Genomic DNA, 20,201 nt, shown 5'->3' with positions numbered 1-20,201 from the left:
AGGGGAGAACCGTTGATCGAGAAGGATGTCGGGCGAGACGTTGAGGGCGAGAAACATATGGGTCGGGAAGAGGTCCAGGCCTCCGAGAGCGGTCGCCAGCGTCTCGATTTCGAGATCGGGGCCAAGCCCCACTTCATAGGCATCGCGGAACCACGCATCGGGGGAGCGATACGGACGAACCTGGACCCGTGTCAGCGCCTCGACGCCGACCAGCCTGTCATCCGCCATCGCGAAGATCGGTTGATAGGCGGCGCGGAAGCTGCGTTGCTGCAGCATCTCGCAGATGCGGCCCCGCTTGAGGCGGGAACTGAGGTCCGAAAAGGGGCGGGTGGCGCGAGGGGCAGGGGAAAACGACGGCATGCGTATTCTCCATGCGGGAGGGGAATCGCGAAACGACGGGTGAAGGACCGAAGGGGAACAGGTGCCGCCCGACGTTCGGACGGCACCCACTAGAGACCCTCAGGACCGCAGGAGCTTGCAGAGCTGCACGAGATCCCATTCGTTGCCGTTGGGGTCGTTCAGGATCGAACGGCATTGCTTTTGGAGCCTGCGCCGATCGCTCGACGACATGTCGTTGAAGCCTTGAACCGCGGAAAGCGTGCGCCGGTTCATGTTGCCGGTAAGAGGAATGGCGCTTCCGGGCGGCCGCAGGGCGGTCGGAGGAGCCGATGTCAACGGACCGGACTGACCGATGCCTTCCGGCGCCGTGGGTCGGCCGATCGAGCCTGGCCTGCCGCCCTCGGGTCGACTGGCGACAGTGTCGCCGCGTCCGGGTTGGCTCGGGCGATTGCCACCGACCGATACGCCGACCCCGGCACCGATGCCGTTGCTGCCGCCCACGGATGCACCGACACCGGCACCGATCCCACGACTGCCGCCCACATTGGCACCCACCCCGGCATTGATGCCATCACGTCCTCCGACCGAAGCCCCGATCCCGGCTCCTATGCCGCGGCTTCCACCAACGGATGCGCCAACATCAGCCCCGATGCCCTTCGATCCACCGACCGAGGCGCCGGCCCCGGCCCCGACGCCGGACGCGCCGCCGATCGACGCCCCGACGCCAGCCCCGACACCTTTCGATCCTCTGACGGATGCCCCCGCGCCGGCGTTCACGCCTTGCCCGCCGCCCAGCGACGCTCCCGTGCCGACATTGGTGCCCCTGCTGCCGCCGATGGAAGCTCCGGCGCCGGCCCCGATCCCGCGATCGCCGCCGAGCGAGGCGCCGACGCCGACCCCGAGCCCGCTGCCGCCGCCAAGGGACCCCCCGAGGCCGGCGCCGATACTGCCGTTGCCTCCGATCGATCCGCCAAGTCCGCCGGCAAGGCCTCCACCGAACTGGGCCTGTGCGGACGGCGCTGCGATGATGAATGCTGCACAACCGAAGAGCGTGGCAGCCAGACGTGTCTGATACCGTTTCATGTCTCTCTCCAATGACGCATGGTCACAAGCGCAAGCTTGCAGGACAGAGACGATCGAAAATAACTTGCAGTGTCAGTCCTTTAAAATAGAAAGGAATACTTGCTTAACAGGTGGTTGCGGTGAGCTGTAGGTTTGTTTCCGCGACTTGGAAAGAGCCAAGGGGTGTGTAGCGCCATTGAAAAGGGCTTAGCGGACGGCTCCCCCTCCCTTCTGCGGTTGCCTTGAGCCCAGAAGGTTCATTGGGGTTGGTGGCCTCTTATATCGTCGGGCTCTGTCCAGCCTCACAGACCGCATTCAAGATGGGCCCCAAGCCGGATCGGACGTTCCGCTTGGCTGTCGCCTCGGAAGTGGCCCACCCTCGGACCGAGCTTCCCAGCCTCTGGCGAGCACTCGGCCAGGATCGAACACGCACGAGCCCGAAGGGATCGTCGTCAAGCCGGGCAAGTGGATGTGTCGCCGTGACTCCAGCGCTCGATACCGGCGGAGAAACCGCGGAACGTACGACCGCCGGTGCCGATGGGTCCGTGAGCTGAATGCCGACCGGATGTCGTGTCGGAACGGCCTCCGACGAAAGAGCGGATGGTTAGGAACGGCCATGTCGAACCCGACGCCGAGGCCGTCCATCCTCGTGGGGCCGCGTCGCGAAGCCGGTCGGTTCGTCCGGTATCGCCGCCGCATCGACCGCGCCGTGATGAGAGTGAGACGCGGGGAAGGACAGGTGGCTTCCGCCATCGGCGTAGCGAGGCTTCGACGTTCCGCCATCGCCTGTCCGATGCCGTGGGCTGCTCTCCGGCCTGAAGGGTTGCAGCCATCATGCCACCGACGGCGAACTTCGCGGTCCGATCAAGGTCCCGACACTTGGCGACGCTCCCGGCGGGCGAGGCTGGGGGCGTGCTTTAGGGTGCGGGCGTCAGTTCCCACCGATGATCATTCGGCGGGTTCGGGCGCGAGGGGAGGTGCCGCAGGGCGTCGCGACAGCCCCGCGCTGACGCGCATCACGGCGGCGAAGAACAGCGGCACGAAGAAGATGCCGAGCGCGGTCGCGGCGATCATGCCGCCCATGACGCCGATGCCGATCGCCCGCTGGACGCCCGCACCCGCGCCCGTCGAGATGGCGAGCGGCAGGACGCCGAGGATGAAGGCGAACGACGTCATCAGAATAGGGCGCAGGCGCAGGCGCGCCGCCTCCAGCGTCGCCTCCACCAGCGGCTTGCCGGCCGCATGGAGGTCGCGCGCGAACTCGACGATCAAGATGGCGTTCTTGGCGGCCAGGCCGATCGTCGTCAGCAGGCCGACCTTGAAATAAATGTCGTTCGACAGGCCGCTCATGCTCGCCGCGACCAGCGCACCGAAGACGCCGATCGGAACGGCGAGGATCACCGAGAAGGGCACGGTCCAGCTCTCGTAGAGTGCGGCAAGGCACAGGAAGACGACGAGGACGGACAGCGCGTAGAGGAGCGGCGCCTGCGAGCCCGAAAGCCGCTCCTGGTAGGACAGGCCGCTCCAGTCCACCGTCCAGCCGGGTCCGAGATCGGCGACGAGCTGTTCCATTCGCGCCATGGCCTCGCCCGAGGACGTGCCGCTTGCGGCCTGGCCTTGGATGTTCACGGCGCTGAGGCCGTTGAAGCGCTCCAGCCGCGCCGGGCCCTGGTCCCAGCCGACCTGCGTGAAGGCGGAGAAGGGCACCATCTCGCCCGTGTCGTTGCGCGCGTACCAACGGTTCAGGTCGCTCGGCAGCATGCGGAAGGGCGCATCGGCCTGGACATAGACCGGCTTGATGCGACCGTTGTTGTCGAAGTCGTTGACGTAGGCGCCGGCCCAGGCCTTCGACAGGACGTCGTTGACGGCCGCGACGTCGATGCCGAGCGCGCCCGCCATCTGGTGGTCGATCTCGACATCCAGCTGTGGCTGCGTCGGCGTTCCGTTGCGGCGAACGCCCGTCAGGATCGGGTCGGAGCCTGCCGCCTGCAGGAGGCGTTGCCCGGCGTCGGCCAGCGCGCTCGGCCCCTGGCCGCCCGAGTCCTGAAGATAGAGCTCGAAGCCGCCGGACTGCCCGAGGCCGGGAAGGGCCGGCGGCGACAGCGCCACGACGCGCGCGTCCCGGATCTTGGCGAAGGCGCGCATCGCCCGACCTGCGATCGACGCGGAATCCTGTCCATCGGCCGTCCGCTCGTCGAAGGGCTTCAGCCGGACGAAGGCCATCGCAAGGTTCTGCCCCTGGCCGCCGAAGGAGAAGCCCTGGGTGGCGAACACCCCTTCGACGTTGGTCGCCTCCTGCGTGAGATAGTACTGCTCGACCTGGCTCAGCACCTCGATCGTGCGCGCCCGTGTCGCGCCCACGGGCAGCTCGATCTGCGTCATCAGGACGCCTTGGTCCTCCGGCGGCAGGAACGACGAGGGCAGGCGGTTGAAGAGATACGCCGTGCCGCCGCAGATCAGAAGAAACACGAAAAGCACGCGAAGGGGGCGGGCAAGGAGACCGCCGGTCGCACGTTCGTAGCCGTTCGTCAGCGCGCCGAAGCCGCGGTTGAAACCACGGAAGAACCAGTTCTTGCTCGCCCCGTGCGCCGGCTTCAAGAGCGTCGCGCAAAGCGCGGGCGTCAGCACCACGGCCACCACCACCGACAGGAGCATCGCCGTGACGATGGTGATCGAGAACTGCTGGTAGATGATGCCGACGGAGCCGCCGAAGAAGGCCATGGGCAGGAAGACGGCCGACAGGACCAGCGCGATGCCGACGAGCGCTCCCGTGATCTCGCGCATCGACTTCTCGGTCGCCTCGCGGGGGCCGAGGCCTTCCTCCTCCATGACGCGCTCGACGTTCTCCACGACGACGATCGCATCGTCGACGAGGAGGCCAATGGCGAGGACCATGGCGAACATCGTCAGCGTGTTGATGGAATAGCCGGCCACCGCGAGGACGCCGAGGGTGCCAAGGAGGACGACGGGCACGGCGATGGTCGGGATCAGCGTCGCGCGCCAGTTCTGGAGGAACAGGAGCATCACGACGAAGACGAGGACGACCGCCTCAATCAAGGTATGGACGACCTTCTCGATCGACAGCTTCACGAAGGGCGTCGTGTCGTTGGGATAGACGATCTCGACGTCCGAGGGCAGCGAGCCCTTCAGCCGCTCCATCGCGGCCACGACGCCTTCCGCCGTATCGATCGCGTTGGCGCCGGCGGCAAGGTTCACGCCGAAACCGGCGGCCGGCTGACCGTTGTAGCGGGCGCTGGTGTTGTAGCTTTCCGCGCCGATCTCGACACGGGCCACATCGCCGATCGTCACCAGCGAGCCGTCCGTTGCGGTCTTCAGGATGATCGAGCGGAACTGGTCCGGCGTCTGGAGCTGGCTTTGCGAGGTGATGGTGAAGTTCATCTGCGCGCCGGGCGCGGAGGGCGTGGCGCCCAGCTGGCCGACAGAGACCTGGCTGTTCTGCGCGCCGATGGCGGACGTCACGTCGCCCGGCGTCAGCTGGAACTGGGCGAGCTTGGCGGGGTCCAGCCAGACGCGCATGGCATAGCCCGAGCCGAAGAGGTTCAGGTCGCCGACGCCCGGCACGCGGCGGATCGCGTCCTCGAGGTTGGTTGATACGAGGTCGGCAAGGTCGATCGAACTGTAGCGCGGGTTGGCCGACGTGAGGGCGGCCACCATCAGGATGCCGGACGAGGACTTCGAGACCGTCAGCCCCTGCCGCTGCACGGCTTCGGGAAGCTGAGAGGTGACCTGGGCAAGCTTGTTCTGCGTCTGGACCTGCGCGATGTCCGGGTCGGTCCCGTTCTGGAAGGTGAGGGTGATGGAGGCCGATCCCGCCGAGGTCGAGTTCGACGCCATGTAGAGGAGCCCATCGAGCCCGGTCATGTTCTGCTCGATGATCTTGGTGACCGAGTTCTCGAGCGTCTGCGCGCTCGCGCCGGGATAGGTCGCCGAGATGCGCACGTTGGGCGGGGCGATGTCGGGATAGCGCGAGATGGAAAGCTGGTACAGGCCGAGGAGGCCGCCGAGCATGATGGCGATGGCGATGACCCAGGCGAAGACGGGGCGGCGGATGAAGAACTGGGCCATCGCTTCAGTCCTGCGCCTTCGTCGCCGCGTCACCGCGAGCGGCGACCTGATCGGCGCCTTGCGTCGCACCGGCGCCGACCGGGCGCGCGACGCCGTTCTCGTCCAGCGCCACCTCGACCGGGGTCACAGGCTTGCCGGGCTGCATCTTCTGGAAACCATCCACGACAAGGCGGTCGCCGTCCGAGACGCCTCCCGTCACCACCCAGTTGCCGCCGAGATCGGTGGATGTCTGGATCACGCGGCTTTCCACCGAGTTGTCGGGCTTCAGGAAACTCGCCGTCGCCTCGCCCTTGTTGTTGCGCGAGACGGCGCGCTGCGGCACCAAAAAGCCCTGGTCGTCGAAGCCGATCTCGAGCGTGGCGCGCACGTACTGGCCGGGGAGGAGAAAGGCCTGCGGGTTCGCGAAGCGCGCGCGGATGGTGAAGCTGCTGGTCGTCTCGGAGACGAAGCGTTCTCGCGCTTCCAGCGTTCCGGTCGCGGCGTAGGGCGTGCCGTCGGGCAGGCTCAGCGAGATCTTCGGCGGTGAGGCTGTGTCGCCGAAGGCCGAGCGGAACGCGCCCGTCTCGAGGGCGGCCCGGTTGCGGATGAGGTTTCCGGAGGATTCGGTGAGGTCGACATAAACCGGGTCGAGTTGTCGGATCGTCGCGAGCGCCTCGGCCTGTCCTGCGGTGAGAAGGGTGCCGGCGTCGATGTCCGTGGTGCCGATCACGCCGTCGATCGGGGCGCGGATCTCCGCATAGCCGAGGTTGATGCGGGCCGTCTCGACGGCGGCCTGCGCGACGGCGATGTCCGCCTCCGTTTGCAGGAACAGCGACTGTGCATCCTCCTTGTCCTGCTGGCTGATCACGGTCGAGGCCGACAGGTTGGCGTAGCGCTCGGCCTTGGCCTGGACGCTCGGCAGCGCGGCCTGCGCCTTCGTCAACGTCGCCTCGGCCGCCGCAAGCTGAGCCTCGAAGGGCTTCCGGTCGAGGCGGAACAGGATGTCGCCCGCCTTGACCGCGCTCCCCGGTTCGAACACGCGCTCCACCACGATCCCGCCGACCTGCGGGCGGATCTCGGCGGTGCGGAAGGCGACGACGCGGCCGGCCATGTCGCTCTGAAGCGTCACCGGCTGAGGTCGGAGCGTGACGAAGCCGACCTCCGGCGGCGGAGCGGACGCCCGGGACGGAGCGGCGGCCTCCGGCTGATTGCACGCCGCCAGCGACGAGAGGGCGGCAAGGCCGATCAGCAGCGCCGCGGCACGGCGAAAGGGTGTACGGTGTGGAGGAAGCATCGGGACCTATCGGAGGCGCGAGGACAAGGCCCCGCCAGTTTGACATCGGTCATACCGCGCTGCGGCACGGCGAGGTGTGTCATCCCCTTGGCGCTTTGTCGCAAATTGTATCGAGAGGGCCCCGGCACGCCGCTCCGGTACATTCGGATACAAACTTTCCGCCACCGTCCGGCGCCGCCGGTGTAGAGCCGGGGGGCACCATTCGCGAAGGAAGCCGAGCCGCCATGTCCGCCGTTCCCCACATCTGCGTGGTCGACGACCATCGCGAGATCCGGGATCTCGTCCGCAAGTACCTCGTCCAGCAGGGTTTTCGCGTCAGCGTGGCGGATGGAGGGCGCGCGCTCCGCCGCCTGCTCCTGATCGAGCGCTTCGACCTCATCGTCCTCGACATCATGATGCCGGACGAGGACGGGCTGACGGTGTGCCGCGAACTGCGCGCCACCAACAGCGTGCCGATCATCTTCCTCACGGCCGTCGCCGACGAGACCGACCGCATCGTCGGGCTGGAACTCGGCGCGGACGACTACCTGACGAAGCCGTTTTCCGCGCGCGAACTCCTGGCTCGCATCAAGGCCGTGCTCCGGCGCGTCAACGCCGTGCCGCCCCACCGCGAGCTGCCGTTAAACCAGCGGGTGCGCTTTGCCGACTGGCTGCTCGATCTCGGACGTCGCGAGCTGCAGGGGACGGACGGGGTGACCGTGTCGCTCTCGACTGCCGAATTCCGCCTGCTCAAGGTCTTCGTGGAGCATCCCGGACTGGTGATGACACGCGATCAGTTGCTCGACCTGACGACCGGCCGCGAAGGCGACGTCTTCGATCGCTCGATCGACAATCAGGTGAGCCGACTGCGCAAGAAGGTGGAGGCGGACCCGAAGAACCCGTCTCTGATCCAGACGCATTGGGGCGGCGGCTATCGGCTGGCCGCCGAGGTGGTGTCCGCATGATGTCGTGGTGGCACAAGACCCTGTCGGGACAGCTCGTCGCCGCGCTTCTCGGCGCGCTGCTCCTGTCGCAGGCGGTGTCCTTCCTGTTCGTCTGGCAGGAGCGCAAGCAGGTGCTCGAGGCGGGCGACCGCGCCGAGTTCACCAACCGGACCCAGTCGCTCGCCCGCCTCGTCGCCTCGCTTCCGGCCGATGTGCGCGAGCGCATCGCACGCGCCAGCGCGACCGACGGCACCCGCTTCTGGATCGCGCCGGCAACGGAGCCTGGCTCCCCGGTCTGGCTCGGCGAAATGCGCGCCCAGTTCGCGACGCCCCTGGCCCGCCTCCTCGAGGCCTCCGAGGGCGTCGCCCTTGCGGAAGGCCGCGAGCCCGGCGAGGCCGCGTCCGCTCTCGCCTCCGCCGAGGTCGCGGACGAGCAGTCGCCGCCCGCCAACTGGCCGGCCAACCTGCCGACCGGCGCACGCGCGCTCGCCTTCTCCGACGATCTCGGCGTCGGCTTCTCCGTACCGCTCGGTGACGGGACGACCTTCAACGCCGCCTACTACAACCACTTCACGGGTTCGATCCTCTCGACACCGTTCCCGATGACCTTCGCGCTGACGGCAGGGCTCGTCGCCCTTGTCGCGATCGTCGTGATCCGGCGCATCGCCGAGCCGCTCGCCCGCCTCACGCAAGCAGCCGAGACACTGGGGCGCGGCGAGGTACTGGAGCCGCTTCCGGAAACGGGACCGGACGACATCCGCCACACGGCGGAGGCTTTCAACCGGATGCAGGAACGTCTCCACCGGTTCGTGCAGGACCGGACGCGGATGCTCGGTGCGATTGGCCATGACCTGCGAACGCCGCTGACGACGCTTCGCCTGCGGGCGGAGTTCGTCGAGGACGAAGAGCTGCAGGCGCGCATGTTCGCCACGATCGAGGAGATGCGCGCGATGACCGAAGCGATCCTGGCCCTCGCCCGGCAGGAGAGCGAGACGGAGCCCACCCGAACGGTGGATCTCGGGACCCTCGTCGAAAGCCTCTGCGAAGACCTTGCCGAGGTCGGCAACGACGTACGGTTCGAGGAGGGGGGCCGCATCACCTGCCGCTGCCGGCCCGACAGCCTGCGCCGGGCCCTGCGCAACCTCATCGAGAACGCGGTGCGTTACGGCAGAGAGGCGAACGTCTCGCTGACTTCGGCGGCGGACGGCGTGGAGATCCGCGTTCGCGATCGGGGACCGGGCATTCCGGCCGATCGTCTGGAGGACGTCTTCGCGCCCTTCGTGCGCCTCGAGGAGTCCCGCAACACCGAGACGGGCGGCGTCGGCCTCGGCCTGTCGATCGCGCGGGCGATCGCAAGGCAGCATGGCGGCGACGTCCTCTTGCGCAGCGGCGGGCGAGGGCTGGAAGCTGCGATCCGTCTGCCGCGATGAGGCGATCGCAAGACGCCCGCAATCCGGTTTTGATCCAGTGCGCATGGAAGTGACGTTCGCGGCATGGGCAGCATACTCTTCCAGCCGGGCTCGCCCTTCCAAGGCAATGCGGATGGTTGCATGAACATCCTTGTGGTCGATGACGACGCGGAGATCCGCGAGCTTCTGGGGCGCTATCTCGAAGGTCAGGGGTTCGAAGTCCGGCTCGCGTCCGGCGCCTCCGAGTGCGAGCGCGTCGCGGGCGCCGGCGGCATCGATCTCGTCGTACTCGACGTAATGATGCCCGACGGCTCGGGCCTCGACGTCTGCCGTCGCCTGCGAAACCGCAGGCCGTCGCTACCCGTGATCCTGCTGACGGCCCTGAAGGAAGACGTCGACCGCATCATCGGCCTCGAGCTCGGTGCCGACGACTACCTCGGCAAGCCGTTCAACCCACGCGAGCTCGTCGCCCGCATCCGGGCCGTCCTGCGGCGGCAGGGCCGGTTGGCCGGGGACGACAGCTCGGAGACTTCGCCCGCCGCCCAAGGCTCACCGGACGCGCGCTATCGCTTCGAGGGTTATGTCGCCGACACCGTCTCGCGGTCCGTCCTCGATCCCGAGGGACGGGACGTCCCGTTGACCGGGTCGGAGTTCGACCTCCTGCGCATCTTCCTCGACCGCCCCGGTCGGCTCTTGTCGCGCGATACGGTCTCCGAACATCTCTACGGGCGTGCGTCGCCCGACCCGCTCGATCGCACGGTGGACGTCGCGATGAGCCGCCTTCGCCGCAAGTTCGGCGACAACGGCGTCTTCAAACTGTTCAAGACCGTGCGCAACGGCGGCTACCAGTTCTCCGCGCGCGTGGTTCGGGAGATGCGGGACCGCTGATGTCGCTGCGCACGCGCCTGATCGGTCTTCTCGTCGCGGCCATCGTCGCGGTCGTGGTCCTGGCGGCCGGCGTGACGGCCCTCGTCATCGACGGTCCCGACGACGGTATGCGCGCCCGGAGCATAGCGGAAGCCATGAGCGCCGTCGCCCGGCTCGTCGACGGCTCGCCGGAGCGGGCCCGGAGCGCAGGACTCCAGCTCTCGCCGCCGCCATCCTCTGCCTCGCGCGATGACGACACCACACGGGAGATTGCGGACGCCCTTCGCTCGATCGGGAGCGCGCTGCCCGTGGTCGCGGAAACGACGGGCGAGCGGACGCGGCAGGTGGCCTTTCTCGTCACCGACACGGAATGGGCGCGTATGACCCTGCCGAGCGGACCGCCGTCGCCGGTCCGGCCGCTCGCGAGCTACGGCCTTCTCGTAATCCTCGGCGCGATGGCGATCGCGGTGCCGATCGCCGCGCGCATCCTGCGGCCGGTTCGCCTGATGGAGCGCATCATCGCGAGCGTGCGCGCCGATGGCACGCTGGCATCGATCCCGGAGCGCGGGACGCCGGAAGAGCGGTCGATCGCCCGCTCGTTCAACGCCCTGTCGGCTCGATTGTCCGCCGCGTACGAAGGGCGGATGCGCTTCATCGCGGCGGCGGGCCACGACCTGCGCACGCCGATGACGCGGCTTCGCCTGCGAGCCGAGTTCCTGCCGGAGGCGGACCGCGCGGTCTGGCTGCGCGACCTCGCCGAACTCGACGCGATCGCCGACAGCGCCATCCGCCTCGTCCGGGAGGAGACGGACCCGTCCTCGTTCGAGCGTGTCGGGTTGGACGCCATGCTCGAGGCGATCGCCGGGGAACTGGCAGATATCGGCTTGCAGGCGTCGGTGGCCGGTCCGATCGACGCCAGTGTCGAGGCGCAGCCGCTGGCCCTCAAGCGGGCCCTGCGCAACCTCGTGGAGAACGCTGCCCGGCATGGCGGCGGCGCGCGGGTCAACGTGGAAATGGAGGCGGAGGCCGTCTTGATCGTGATCGAGGACGACGGTCCGGGCATTCCCGCGCATCTGATGACGCGCGTCTTTGAGCCCTTCTTCAGCGTCGACCAAGCTCGGCAGAAGACGGCCGGTGGTGCGGGGCTGGGGCTTGCCATCGCCCGCGAGATCATCGAGCGGCAAGGGGGGCGGATCACCCTGGCCAATCGCGCGGGCGGCGGCCTGCGGCAGGAAGTCCGGCTCCCGATCGCGCCGTGATCGGTCTACCAGCCGATGACGCTTCCGGCGGTCCCAACGAGGCGTCGGGCGACCGACAAGCCGCCGCGCGCCGCCGTGGCGACGATGCCTTCGCTCGGAGCGGCCTCGAATGCCACCGCTTCCGGAGCGGACGACACCGTGACGTCGTCCAGCACCTTTGGTGCTACTGCCGGTGCAGGTGTCGTCATGGGTCGCCGGTTGGATGCCAGCAGGGGATCGCGGGACTCGCAGTCCGGCCGGCAGCGATCGAACAGCATGACGTCGCCGGGTCCCGCCTCCGATTTCCTGGAAGCGGGTTGACGCGACAGGATCGTCGCCACCCGCGCCTCGCGCTCCTGCCAGACAGGGAAGCGTGCGGCCTTCACGTCGGCATGGGTCCGGTCCTGCACGAAAAGGGGCGTCGGCGTGGGCGTGGCGGCGGGCGCGTTGATGCCCGTCGGTTCTTGGATCGCGGCTGTCGGCGCCGACGGCCCGAACATTTCCGGGCCCAAGCGTACGGCGATCTGGAGGCCCGCCATGACCGTGCCGGAGACGAGGGCCTGAACGAGAAGGCGACGGAGGAAGCTGCCGACGACGCCCATCGCTCAGTTCGCCCGCATCGCCGCATCGATCAGGAGATCGCGGTTGTCGCGACCGGCACAGGCTTCGAGCGACGGTTCCGGCACGGGGGCCGTGAGTGTGGCGTCGGTTTGGACCGTCGCCGCGTCCGGCGACCACTTCAGCTCCGGCGTGTAGTAGAGAGCGAGCGCGATGCCTGTACAGGCGAGGAAGCGGAAGGCGACTTCGCCCCGCGAGGGCAGCGGCCCTGTTTTCGTCTGGTTCATGTCCCTCGGGTTCCCGTTGTTCGAGCCAAGGGATGGAGCCCGCCTGAGGCCGAAGGGCGTCAGCGACGTGACGAAATGTAACGAACGGTATCCGGGTTGTTCGCGCCACAGTCGCGGTCGGGACGAACGGGCGAAGCCGAGAGAGCGATGAGGGTAGCGCCGCCGTCCAGGATGAATTCCGAACGGCGGTCCGTCGCGGCTTCGTTCACCACTACGGAGCGGTCCCCTTTTCCGATCCGAGCCCGGGGATTGGAGGTGAAACGAAGCAAGGACCCAGCGCCGGCGGCCGAGCGCGGCGTTGAAGGTCCTCCAGTTTCACGGAGGAACTTCACTGCGACCTAGCGATACGCGCCGACGGCGGGCGTCGTGGAGTTGATCGCGATCACCGCGCCCCCTTTTCGGCGAAGTCGGACAGGGCGATCTCGCGCCCGCCCAGGCTGGGTAAGGAGAAGTCCGACGCCTTGGTGCCGAGGGCAACGGAGTTGGATTCAATCTTGGGCATGCGAGCCTCCACGCATCGGGATGCGGAGAGTTGAGCATTCAACGTCCCGAAGGCTCGTCGCAAACCGCATTCATCGCGTTACCACTTCGCGCGTCCGGCCGCCGGAAAGCGTGTCGCCGCGATCAGCCGGAAGGGGCGGACCCGTCCTGACGGCCCTGTCTCAATCGGTCGATGAAGGCACGCAGGATCGGCCGCATCTGTCGTCGGGACGGGTAGTAAAGGTGGAACCCCGGAAAGGGCGGGGTCCAGTCGGCAAGCAGCCGAACCAAGCGACCGGCCTCCACATGGGGGGCGACCTCATGGTCGAGGAGGTATCCGACCCCCAGGCCGTCGAGGGCGGCCGCAAGCATCAACTCGGGATCGTTGAAGATGAGTGGCCCCGGCACCTGCACGTCGAGGGCCCGTCCGGCCTGTTCGAACTCCCAGGCATAGATCGTTCCCGCCCGGACCATGCGATAGTTGATGCAGCGGTGCGCCAGGAGGTCGTGCGGATGCCGCACGGGGGCACGCTTGGCCGTCAGGTAGGAGGGCGCCGCCACGACCGCCATTCGAAGGTCGGGACCGACCCGCAGCGCGACCATGTCCTGCTCCAGTTTCTCCCCGAGCCGAATGCCGGCATCGAGGCGATCGGCGACGATATCGCGGTAGGCATAGTCGACCAGGACCTCGACCACCGCCCGGGGGTGATCGGACAGGAAATTCGCGAGCATCGGCTGGATCACGGCCTCGTACGCCTGCCGGGTCGCGGTGATCCGTAGCGTTCCCGTCACCTGGTCGTGGTTGCGGTCGAGATCGTCCAGCACGGCGCTGATCGTCTCGAGCGCCGGTGCAAGCGTCGCCAGCAGGGCCTCGCCGGCTTCCGTCGGTGCGACGCTGCGGCTCGTGCGCTGGAGCAGACGATACCCCAAGGCCGTCTCCAGTCGGCGGATCGTATGGCTGAGGTTGGATTTCGAGGTGCCGAGCGCTGCGGCGGCGCGGGTGTAGCTCCCTTGACCGGCGACGGTCGCGAAGGCCGCGAGATCGTTGAGACTGTAAGCTGGCATCGTTCGATCTCGTTCAACGACCCTTGCGATCCGGACCGTCTAATCGAACGGCGTTCTGATCGCTAGTTCGTTGGCATCGAAACGAACGGATGGAGATCCATCATGTTGAATCCCGATGCGGTCTGGATGATCACCGGCGCATCCCGCGGCCTCGGCCGTGCCCTTGCGCGTGAGGTGCTCGCTGCCGGTTACAAGGTGGTGCTTGCGGCCCGGCGGCCAGCCGATGTGGCCGACATCGTGGCCGAAGCCGGCGACCGGGCAACGGCCGTCGCTCTCGACGTCGTCGACGGGCGGCAGGTCGCATCGGCGGTCGAGGAGGCGACGGCGCGTTTCGGACGGATCGATGTCCTCGTGAACAACGCGGGATACGGATATCTTGGCGCCATCGAGGAGGGAGCGGACGAGGACGTCCGCGCTCTCTTCGAGACCAACCTGTTCGGGGCGATCGACGTCATCAAGGCAGTCCTGCCCGGGATGCGGGCCCGCCGGAAGGGCCACATCGTCAACATCAGCTCGATCGGCGGGATCGTCACCTATCCAGGTGTGGGCTACTACCACATGGTCAAGTTCGGCGTGGAGGCCATGTCCGAGACGCTCGCCAAGGAGTTGTCGCCGCTTGGCATCGCGGTGACGGTCGTGGCGCCAGGCGCCTTCCGGACCGGCTTCCGCGGGCCCGACTCGATCAGGCAGGCAGCCCGGGTCATCGACGATTATGCCGAGACCGCCGGTCGGGCCCGCGCCGGCACGCAGGCCGGACATGGCAAGCAGGTCGGCGACCCCGTGCGCGGCGCGCGAGCGATCATCCGGGCGGTCGAGGCGGAGCGGCCTCCGGTCCATCTCCTGATCGGCGGCGACGCGCTGGACCAGTTGCGCCAGAAGCTGGACGCGATGCGAGCGGAAACGGATGCCTGGGAGGAGGTGACGCGCAGCACCGACTTCATGGCCGAGCGGTCGTCCTGAAGGGGGCGCCTGTCCCTTGCGGCCTGATGCGTCGATGGGATCATCGTGCTCGGGCGAAACCGCGGCAACGGCCTGCAACGGGCCACTTGCGATACTGAAAGAAAACCGGATGGTCGATATTTCCGTCGAGACCGCAGAACAGATCGAGACTCGCCTTCGACGCGTGATCGCCGACGCGACGCTCGATATCGTGGACGGGCGTTGGTGCTTCCGCGAGTTCGCGCTCGCGGAGTTTCCAACGGCCGCATCGCCCGAGGCCCTTGCCTTGATCCGGGACGAGGACGGCTGGAGCCAGCTCGTCCCGGCGCACGATGCCGACCGCGAGACGTTCGGCCTGTTCAGCTTCCATTTCCCCGAGGGCCAGGACAACAGTGGCTTCGTCGGCTGGTTGGCGAGTCATCTCAAGGCACGCTTCGGCACCGGCGTCTTCGTCGTCTGCGGCCACAACGCAGCGCGCGGTGGGGTCTACGACTACTGGGGAGCTCCGTCGGTCCTTGCCGACGCGGTGTTCGAAGAGGTCCGGCGAATGAACAGGCCGGAAGCCTGACGAGGTCGACGAGGGTCGAGACAATAGACTTCGGAGCGTTCTGCCGTTCCCGGGTGACAGACGGATCTGACGGCCAGGTCATTTCCCCGTAGCAGGAGGCCGTCCTCGAATGTCTGCCGATGCCGGTGGCGCGGCGGACTGTTCGTGGACCACGTCCACGAACGCCCGGAGGGGCGCTGGCATGAAGCGGCTGGAGAAGTAGAGACGCGGCCCGTCGTATCTCGGCCACCAGTCGCGGAGAAGGGGCACAAGCGCCCCGGACGCAAGATGCGGGTCGAGCCAGTTGCGGAACGAATAGAGGACGCCCTGGCCCGTCAGCGCATGGTGGATGAGGGCCTCGACGCCGGCCGTCCCGAGGATGATCCGCGCGGGCGGATCGACGCGGATGGTCTCGCCGCCCTTCTCGAACTCCCATGCGTTCAACGCCGCTCCGGCGAAGCGGATGCGCAGGCACGCGTGGTCGAGCAGGTCTCGCGGATGCTTCGGGACGGGATGCCGCGCGAGGTAGGACGGGGCAGCCGCAAGGCCGCTTTCCTGATGCCGGGGTCCGATCGGCACCGCGATCATGTCCTGTTCGAGGTGTTCCCCGTAGCGAATGCCCGCATCGCAGCCGGCGGCCGTTATGTCGACCAGCCGGTCTTCCACCACGATCTCCACCTGGACTTCCGGATGGCGCTTAAGGAAGCGGTCGACCAGCGGAGGCAGGATGTCCCGCATCACGGCGCCCGGAACGTTGAGCTTCAGGCGACCGCGCACGACGTCCTTCGAGTTGGCGACGTCCCGCATGGCTGCAAGGGCTTCGCCGAAGAGCGGCGCCAGCCGCGCCGCGAAGGCAGAACCCGCTTCGGTCGGCACCACGCTGCGCGTGGTTCGCGTCAGGAGCGGGACGCCGACCTGGGCCTCGAGCCGCGAAATGGTCTCGCTGACCGTGGACGGCGACAGGCCAAGGCGCCTCGCCGCGACGCGAAAGCCCGCAGCCTCGACGACGGCGAGAAACACATGGAGATCGTCGAAGGAGGCGGAGCGTTCACTGATCGGCATGGCGAACAGGCTATTCGCCCGGACGTCGATTATCAAATCCTCGCCGAACAGGCACCTTGCGCCCATCAGCAAGGAGACCTGTCATGTCCGATGCCACGACCCGACCGAATGCAGCAGCCGCCGGCCGCTTCACCTTTCCCGGCACGTCGATCTCGGTGAACCGCATGGGCTACGGCGCCATGCAGCTTGCCGGACCGCATGTCTTCGGTGAGCCGCGCGATCCCGAAGAGGCGAGGGCCGTCCTTCAGGAAGCGCGCCGGCTCGGCATCGACCACATCGATACCAGCGACTTCTACGGGCCGCACGTCACCAACCGCCTCATCCGCGAAGCGCTGCATCCCTACGACGCCGATCTGGCGATCGTCACCAAGGTCGGCGCCTATCGCGACGAGACGGGCGGATGGATCCTCCAGCGTGACGCCGACTTCCTTCGGCGCTCGGTCGAGGACAACCTGCGCAACCTCGGTCTGGACCGGATGGCGGTCGTCAATCTGCGCATGGGCGCCCCCGAAGACGACGTGGCCGCTCCGATGGAGGCCATGCGCCGGATGCAGCAGGAGGGGTTGCTGAAGCATATCGGCATCAGCACGGTGGACGAGCGTCAGCTTGCCATCGCCCGCGAGATCGCGCCGATCGTCTGCGTACAGAACCACTACAACCTCGTCCACCGCACCGACGATGCGATGATCGACGCATTGGCCGCGGACGGGATCGCCTATGTCCCCTACTTCCCGCTCGGCGGTTTCACGCTGCTTCAGACGGATCGTCTGACGGCGGTTGCCGCCTCGATCGGCGAGACATCCCAAGCGGTCGCCCTGGCCTGGCTTCTCCAGCGCAGCCCCAACATTCTCGTCATCCCCGGCACATCGCGCCGTGCCCATCTCCATGCAAATGTCGCGGCGGCATCGTTGCAGCTGTCGGCGGAACACGTCCGCCAGCTGGACGGGCTTCTCGACGCGGGTTGAGGGCGTAAGGAGGGGCCTCGCTTTCAGAGCACAGCCTTGGCTTCGCCCCTCGAAGGCCGCTTCCACGGGTGCCCTGGGAATGGCCAGGAACTGGCGAAAAGCCGGAAGCACGATCCTGCCCAGCCGCCGCGGAACGCGTGATGATCGGGCCTTAGCCGCAAGGTGTTCCGGCTCAGTGCGCGCCTGCTGGCGCGCCTCCGCCTCCCTTCACGTTGCGCAGGATCAGGGCCAGCGGCACAGCGCAGAGGGAGATCAGCATCAGGACGTGGAAGACGTCGATATAGGCGAGATAGCCGACCTGCTGCTGCAGCGTCTGCCCGATCAGCGCGATGGCGCCCTGTTCGGCCTCCGAGGCCGACAGGCCGCGCGCGCGAAGCATCGCGACCGTCGCCTCCATCGTCTGGTGATAGGCGGGGCTCGACGGGGTGATGTGCTCGACGAGGCGGCTTTGGTGGAACTGCTCGCGGAAGGCCAGCGTGTTCTGAGCGATCGACACGCCGATCGACCCACCGACATTGCGCGCGACGTTGATGAGGGCCGAGGCCTGATCGGTCTTGTTCTTTGGAATGCCGTCGTAGGAGGCCGTGGTGATGGGGATGAAGATCAGCGGTAGGCCGAGGCCGACGAAGATGCGCGACCAGACGAAGTAGCCGAAATTGACGTCCGGCGAGAGCCGCGTGAGGTCCCACATCGCGGCGGCCACGATCGCGGCTCCGAGCGCGATCAGGTATTTCGGCTGAACGACCGCGGTCACCCGGCCGACCACGAACATCATGGTCATGGTGACGATGCCGCCCGGCGACAGGGCAAGGCCAGCCCAGGTCGCCGTGTAGCCGTAGAAGCTCTGCAGGAGTTCGGGCACGAACTGGGTCGTGGCGATCAGGATCGCGCCGGTCGCCATCATCACGAGGAAGCACGAGCCGAACTGCCGGCTGGCGATCATGCGCAGATCCACCACCGGGTTCTCGTGGCGGAGCTCCCAGGGGATCATGAACAGGAAGGCGAGGACGCAGACGGTCGCCGAGATGATGATGAAGTTCGAGCCGAACCAGTCTTCCGTCTGGCCGCGGTCAAGCACCAGTTCCAAAGCGCCGAGGAAGGTCGCGACGGCGAGGAAGCCGACGAGGTCGAAGCGGATGCCCTTTTTCCGGATCGTCTCGCGCTCCTGCCGCGCCTCGTCTGACTCGGTGACGAGGAACCAGACCAGCGCGAAGGCGAGGACGCCGACCGGACCGTTGATCAGGAAGCACCAGTGCCAAGAGACGTTGTCCGAAAGCCAGCCGCCGAGTGTCGGCCCGACGACCGGCGCGACGACCACGGCAACGCCGAACAGAGCGAAGGCCTGGCCGCGTTTCTCCGGCGGAAACGAGTCGGCGAGGATCGACTGCGAGATCGGCACCATGCCGCCGCCGGCAAACCCCTGAAGGATGCGGAAGAACAGGAGGGACTCGATGTTCCAGGCAAGACCGCACAGGACCGAGGAGATGGTGAAGACGGCAAGGCAGGCGAGATAGAACCGCTTGCGCCCGTAGCGCTTGGCGATGAACGAGGAGGCCGTCAGCGTGATGGCGTTGGAGACGAGATAGGTCGTCACCACCCATGAGGCCTCGTCCGAGGAGACGCCGAGGCCGCCCGAGATGTAGCGCAGCGCGACGTTGGCGATCGTGGTGTCCAGCACCTCCATGAAGGTCGCGATCGATACGACGATCGCGATCACCCATGGATTGCCGGCACCCGCCGTCTTGGCGGGGGCGGCGGTCGCAGCGGGCATGGGCCTCAGTCCTTCGCCGGGTGCACGGTGACGGTCGGCACGACCGACATGCCCGGGCCGATCGAGACGTCCTGCGGCCAGCCGTCGGCCACGATCTTCACCGGCACGCGCTGCACGACCTTCACGTAGTTGCCGGTCGCGTTCTCGGCCGGCAGCAGCGAGAAGGCGGTGCCCGAGCCGGGCTGGATGGAATCGACATGGCCGCTGATCTTGTGGTCCGGATAGGCGTCGATCCGGATATCGACGGGCTGGCCCGGCCGCATGTCGGTGATCTGCGTTTCCTTGAAGTTGGCGGTGACCCAGATGTCGTCGGGCACGAACATGGCGACGCTCTGCCCGGTCTGGACATACTGGCCGACCGCACCGGTGAGCTTGACGACGCGGCCCGGCTGGGCGGCGGTGACGGTGACGTAGGACAGGTTGAGGCGGGCCTGGGCGGCCTGGGCGTTGGCCTCGCGAAGATCCGCGACCGAGGTGGCGCGCTGCGCCTGAAGCGAGCCGACCTGCTTTTCCGCGGCGGTGACCGCCGCGCGCGAGCGGTTCAGCTCGGCTTGGGCCTGACGCAGGTTCGAGGTCTGCTGCTGCGCGGTCTGCACCGTGCCGGCGCCGGAGCGGACGAGCTGCTGCGCGCGAGCGGCCTCTTCCTGCGCGAACTGGACGCTCGCCTCGTTCTGCGCGACGGCGGCCTGCGCCTCGACGACCTGGGCCTGCTGGGCTGCGATCTGCGCGTCCGCGCCGCTGATCGCGGCCTGCGCGGCCGCGATGCGGGCGTCGGCCTCGTCGACGGCGGCCTGATAGTCGCGCGGATCGATGCGCAGGATGACAGCGCCCGCCTCAACATGCTGGTTGTCGGACACCGGCACCTCCGCGACATAGCCTGCGACCTGCGGCGAGATCGCGAACTGACGGGAATCGATGAAGGCGTCGTCGGTCGATTCGTACGGGTAGATCGCCGTCTGCCAGTAGACGTAGCCGCCGACCGCTGCCGCGACGATCGCCACAAGCACGAGAAGGACGATGAAGGGATGGCGGCGCAGGATCGAGGGGCGCTTGGTCGTCTCGCCGACCTTCTCCTCGCCCTCTGCGGCCGCGCGCCCCTTCTCGGATTGTTCGTCCGATGGCTTGGACTTGGCCTCGCGCTTGTCGGACTCGCGGCTTTCCGTCGGGTGCTGCTCGCGCTCGCCCGCACGCCCGTCCGGATTGATCGCGATGGAGCCGTCGGCATCGCCTTTGGCCCATGGGAGGCGGGATTCATCAAGCATAGCGCGGGATCCGGACTGCACAGTCAGTGCACAACGTGTCCCGATCAAACGAAGCGCACAAAAAAGTG

17 protein-coding genes are annotated in these 20,201 nt (G+C 67.6%); 7 read left to right on the top strand and 10 right to left on the bottom strand.

All coding sequences use genetic code 11. The annotated features are described in order from the left end of the window. The 4 genes from BM175_RS03110 to BM175_RS03095 form a co-directional block, all read right to left on the bottom strand. A partial coding sequence (locus BM175_RS03110) for an EAL domain-containing protein (protein ID WP_139224557.1) occupies positions 1-360 on the bottom strand: 360 nt, incomplete at its 3' end. 99 nt (positions 361-459) lie between these two features. Next, entirely contained in the window at positions 460-840 is a 381-nt protein-coding gene (locus BM175_RS23015; RefSeq protein WP_244545834.1) for a hypothetical protein, read from the bottom strand. A gap of 1,509 nt (positions 841-2,349) precedes the next feature. After that, positions 2,350-5,487, bottom strand: coding sequence for an efflux RND transporter permease subunit (locus tag BM175_RS03100; RefSeq protein WP_090958995.1), 3,138 nt, complete (start codon positions 5,485-5,487; stop codon positions 2,350-2,352). Positions 5,488-5,491: 4 nt separating this feature from the next. Beyond that, positions 5,492-6,760, bottom strand: a complete 1,269-nt coding sequence (locus tag BM175_RS03095; RefSeq protein ID WP_090958993.1) for an efflux RND transporter periplasmic adaptor subunit — start codon at positions 6,758-6,760, stop codon at positions 5,492-5,494. A 224-nt stretch (positions 6,761-6,984) separates the two neighbouring features. Between BM175_RS03095 and BM175_RS03090 the strand changes: the two genes are divergently transcribed. From BM175_RS03090 to BM175_RS03075, 4 genes are all read left to right on the top strand, one after another. Next, complete coding sequence (locus BM175_RS03090; protein ID WP_090958990.1) at positions 6,985-7,704, top strand: response regulator; 720 nt, start codon at positions 6,985-6,987, stop codon at positions 7,702-7,704. Continuing rightward, entirely contained in the window at positions 7,701-9,113 is a 1,413-nt protein-coding gene (locus BM175_RS03085) for an ATP-binding protein (protein WP_244545833.1), read from the top strand. The genes BM175_RS03090 and BM175_RS03085 overlap by 4 nt, the downstream gene beginning before the upstream one ends. Before the next feature lie 120 nt (positions 9,114-9,233). Continuing rightward, a complete protein-coding gene (locus BM175_RS03080) occupies positions 9,234-9,980 on the top strand; it encodes a response regulator transcription factor (RefSeq protein WP_090958987.1) in 747 nt (248 codons plus the stop codon). Further along, complete coding sequence (locus BM175_RS03075; RefSeq protein ID WP_090958984.1) at positions 9,980-11,218, top strand: ATP-binding protein; 1,239 nt, start codon at positions 9,980-9,982, stop codon at positions 11,216-11,218. The genes BM175_RS03080 and BM175_RS03075 overlap by 1 nt, the downstream gene beginning before the upstream one ends. 5 nt (positions 11,219-11,223) lie before the next feature. Here the strand turns inward: BM175_RS03075 and BM175_RS03070 are convergent, their stop codons facing one another. The 3 genes from BM175_RS03070 to BM175_RS03060 all read right to left on the bottom strand — a co-directional run bounded on the left by BM175_RS03070 (position 11,224) and on the right by BM175_RS03060 (position 13,587). Next, positions 11,224-11,799, bottom strand: coding sequence for a hypothetical protein (locus tag BM175_RS03070; RefSeq protein ID WP_090958981.1), 576 nt, complete (start codon positions 11,797-11,799; stop codon positions 11,224-11,226). A 3-nt stretch (positions 11,800-11,802) separates the two neighbouring features. After that, entirely contained in the window at positions 11,803-12,042 is a 240-nt protein-coding gene (locus BM175_RS03065; protein ID WP_090958980.1) for a hypothetical protein, read from the bottom strand. A gap of 624 nt (positions 12,043-12,666) precedes the next feature. Further along, on the bottom strand, positions 12,667-13,587 hold the full coding sequence (locus BM175_RS03060; protein ID WP_090958977.1) for a LysR family transcriptional regulator: 921 nt from the start codon (positions 13,585-13,587) through the stop codon (positions 12,667-12,669). A gap of 102 nt (positions 13,588-13,689) precedes the next feature. Here BM175_RS03060 and BM175_RS03055 point away from each other — a divergent pair, with 102 nt between their 5' ends. Further along, positions 13,690-14,547 carry an oxidoreductase gene (locus tag BM175_RS03055; protein ID WP_090958974.1) on the top strand — a complete coding sequence of 286 codons (858 nt, stop codon included), beginning with the start codon at positions 13,690-13,692 and terminating at the stop codon, positions 14,545-14,547. Positions 14,548-14,656: 109 nt separating this feature from the next. Continuing rightward, on the top strand, positions 14,657-15,094 hold the full coding sequence (locus BM175_RS03050; protein ID WP_090958971.1) for a DUF6196 family protein: 438 nt from the start codon (positions 14,657-14,659) through the stop codon (positions 15,092-15,094). A 78-nt stretch (positions 15,095-15,172) separates the two neighbouring features. Here BM175_RS03050 and BM175_RS03045 read toward each other — a convergent pair whose 3' ends face one another. After that, on the bottom strand, positions 15,173-16,135 hold the full coding sequence (locus tag BM175_RS03045; protein ID WP_090959199.1) for a LysR family transcriptional regulator: 963 nt from the start codon (positions 16,133-16,135) through the stop codon (positions 15,173-15,175). Positions 16,136-16,218: 83 nt separating this feature from the next. On the opposite strand from BM175_RS03045, the gene BM175_RS03040 reads away from it, so the two are divergent. Beyond that, a complete protein-coding gene (locus BM175_RS03040; RefSeq protein ID WP_090958968.1) occupies positions 16,219-17,100 on the top strand; it encodes an oxidoreductase in 882 nt (293 codons plus the stop codon). Positions 17,101-17,272: 172 nt separating this feature from the next. Here BM175_RS03040 and BM175_RS03035 read toward each other — a convergent pair whose 3' ends face one another. Together BM175_RS03035 and BM175_RS03030 are read right to left on the bottom strand one after the other, a co-directional pair. Further along, positions 17,273-18,871, bottom strand: coding sequence for a DHA2 family efflux MFS transporter permease subunit (locus BM175_RS03035; RefSeq protein WP_090958966.1), 1,599 nt, complete (start codon positions 18,869-18,871; stop codon positions 17,273-17,275). Positions 18,872-18,876: 5 nt separating this feature from the next. Continuing rightward, positions 18,877-20,133, bottom strand: coding sequence for an HlyD family secretion protein (locus BM175_RS03030; protein WP_090958963.1), 1,257 nt, complete (start codon positions 20,131-20,133; stop codon positions 18,877-18,879). Between the last annotated feature and the right edge of the window lie 68 nt (positions 20,134-20,201).

The sequence above is a fragment of the Aureimonas phyllosphaerae genome (genome assembly GCF_900113065.1).
Classification (GTDB): domain Bacteria; phylum Pseudomonadota; class Alphaproteobacteria; order Rhizobiales; family Rhizobiaceae; genus Aureimonas; species Aureimonas phyllosphaerae.
Note: the sequence above shows the minus strand (reverse complement) of the source record. Positions and strands in the feature narration are given on the sequence as shown.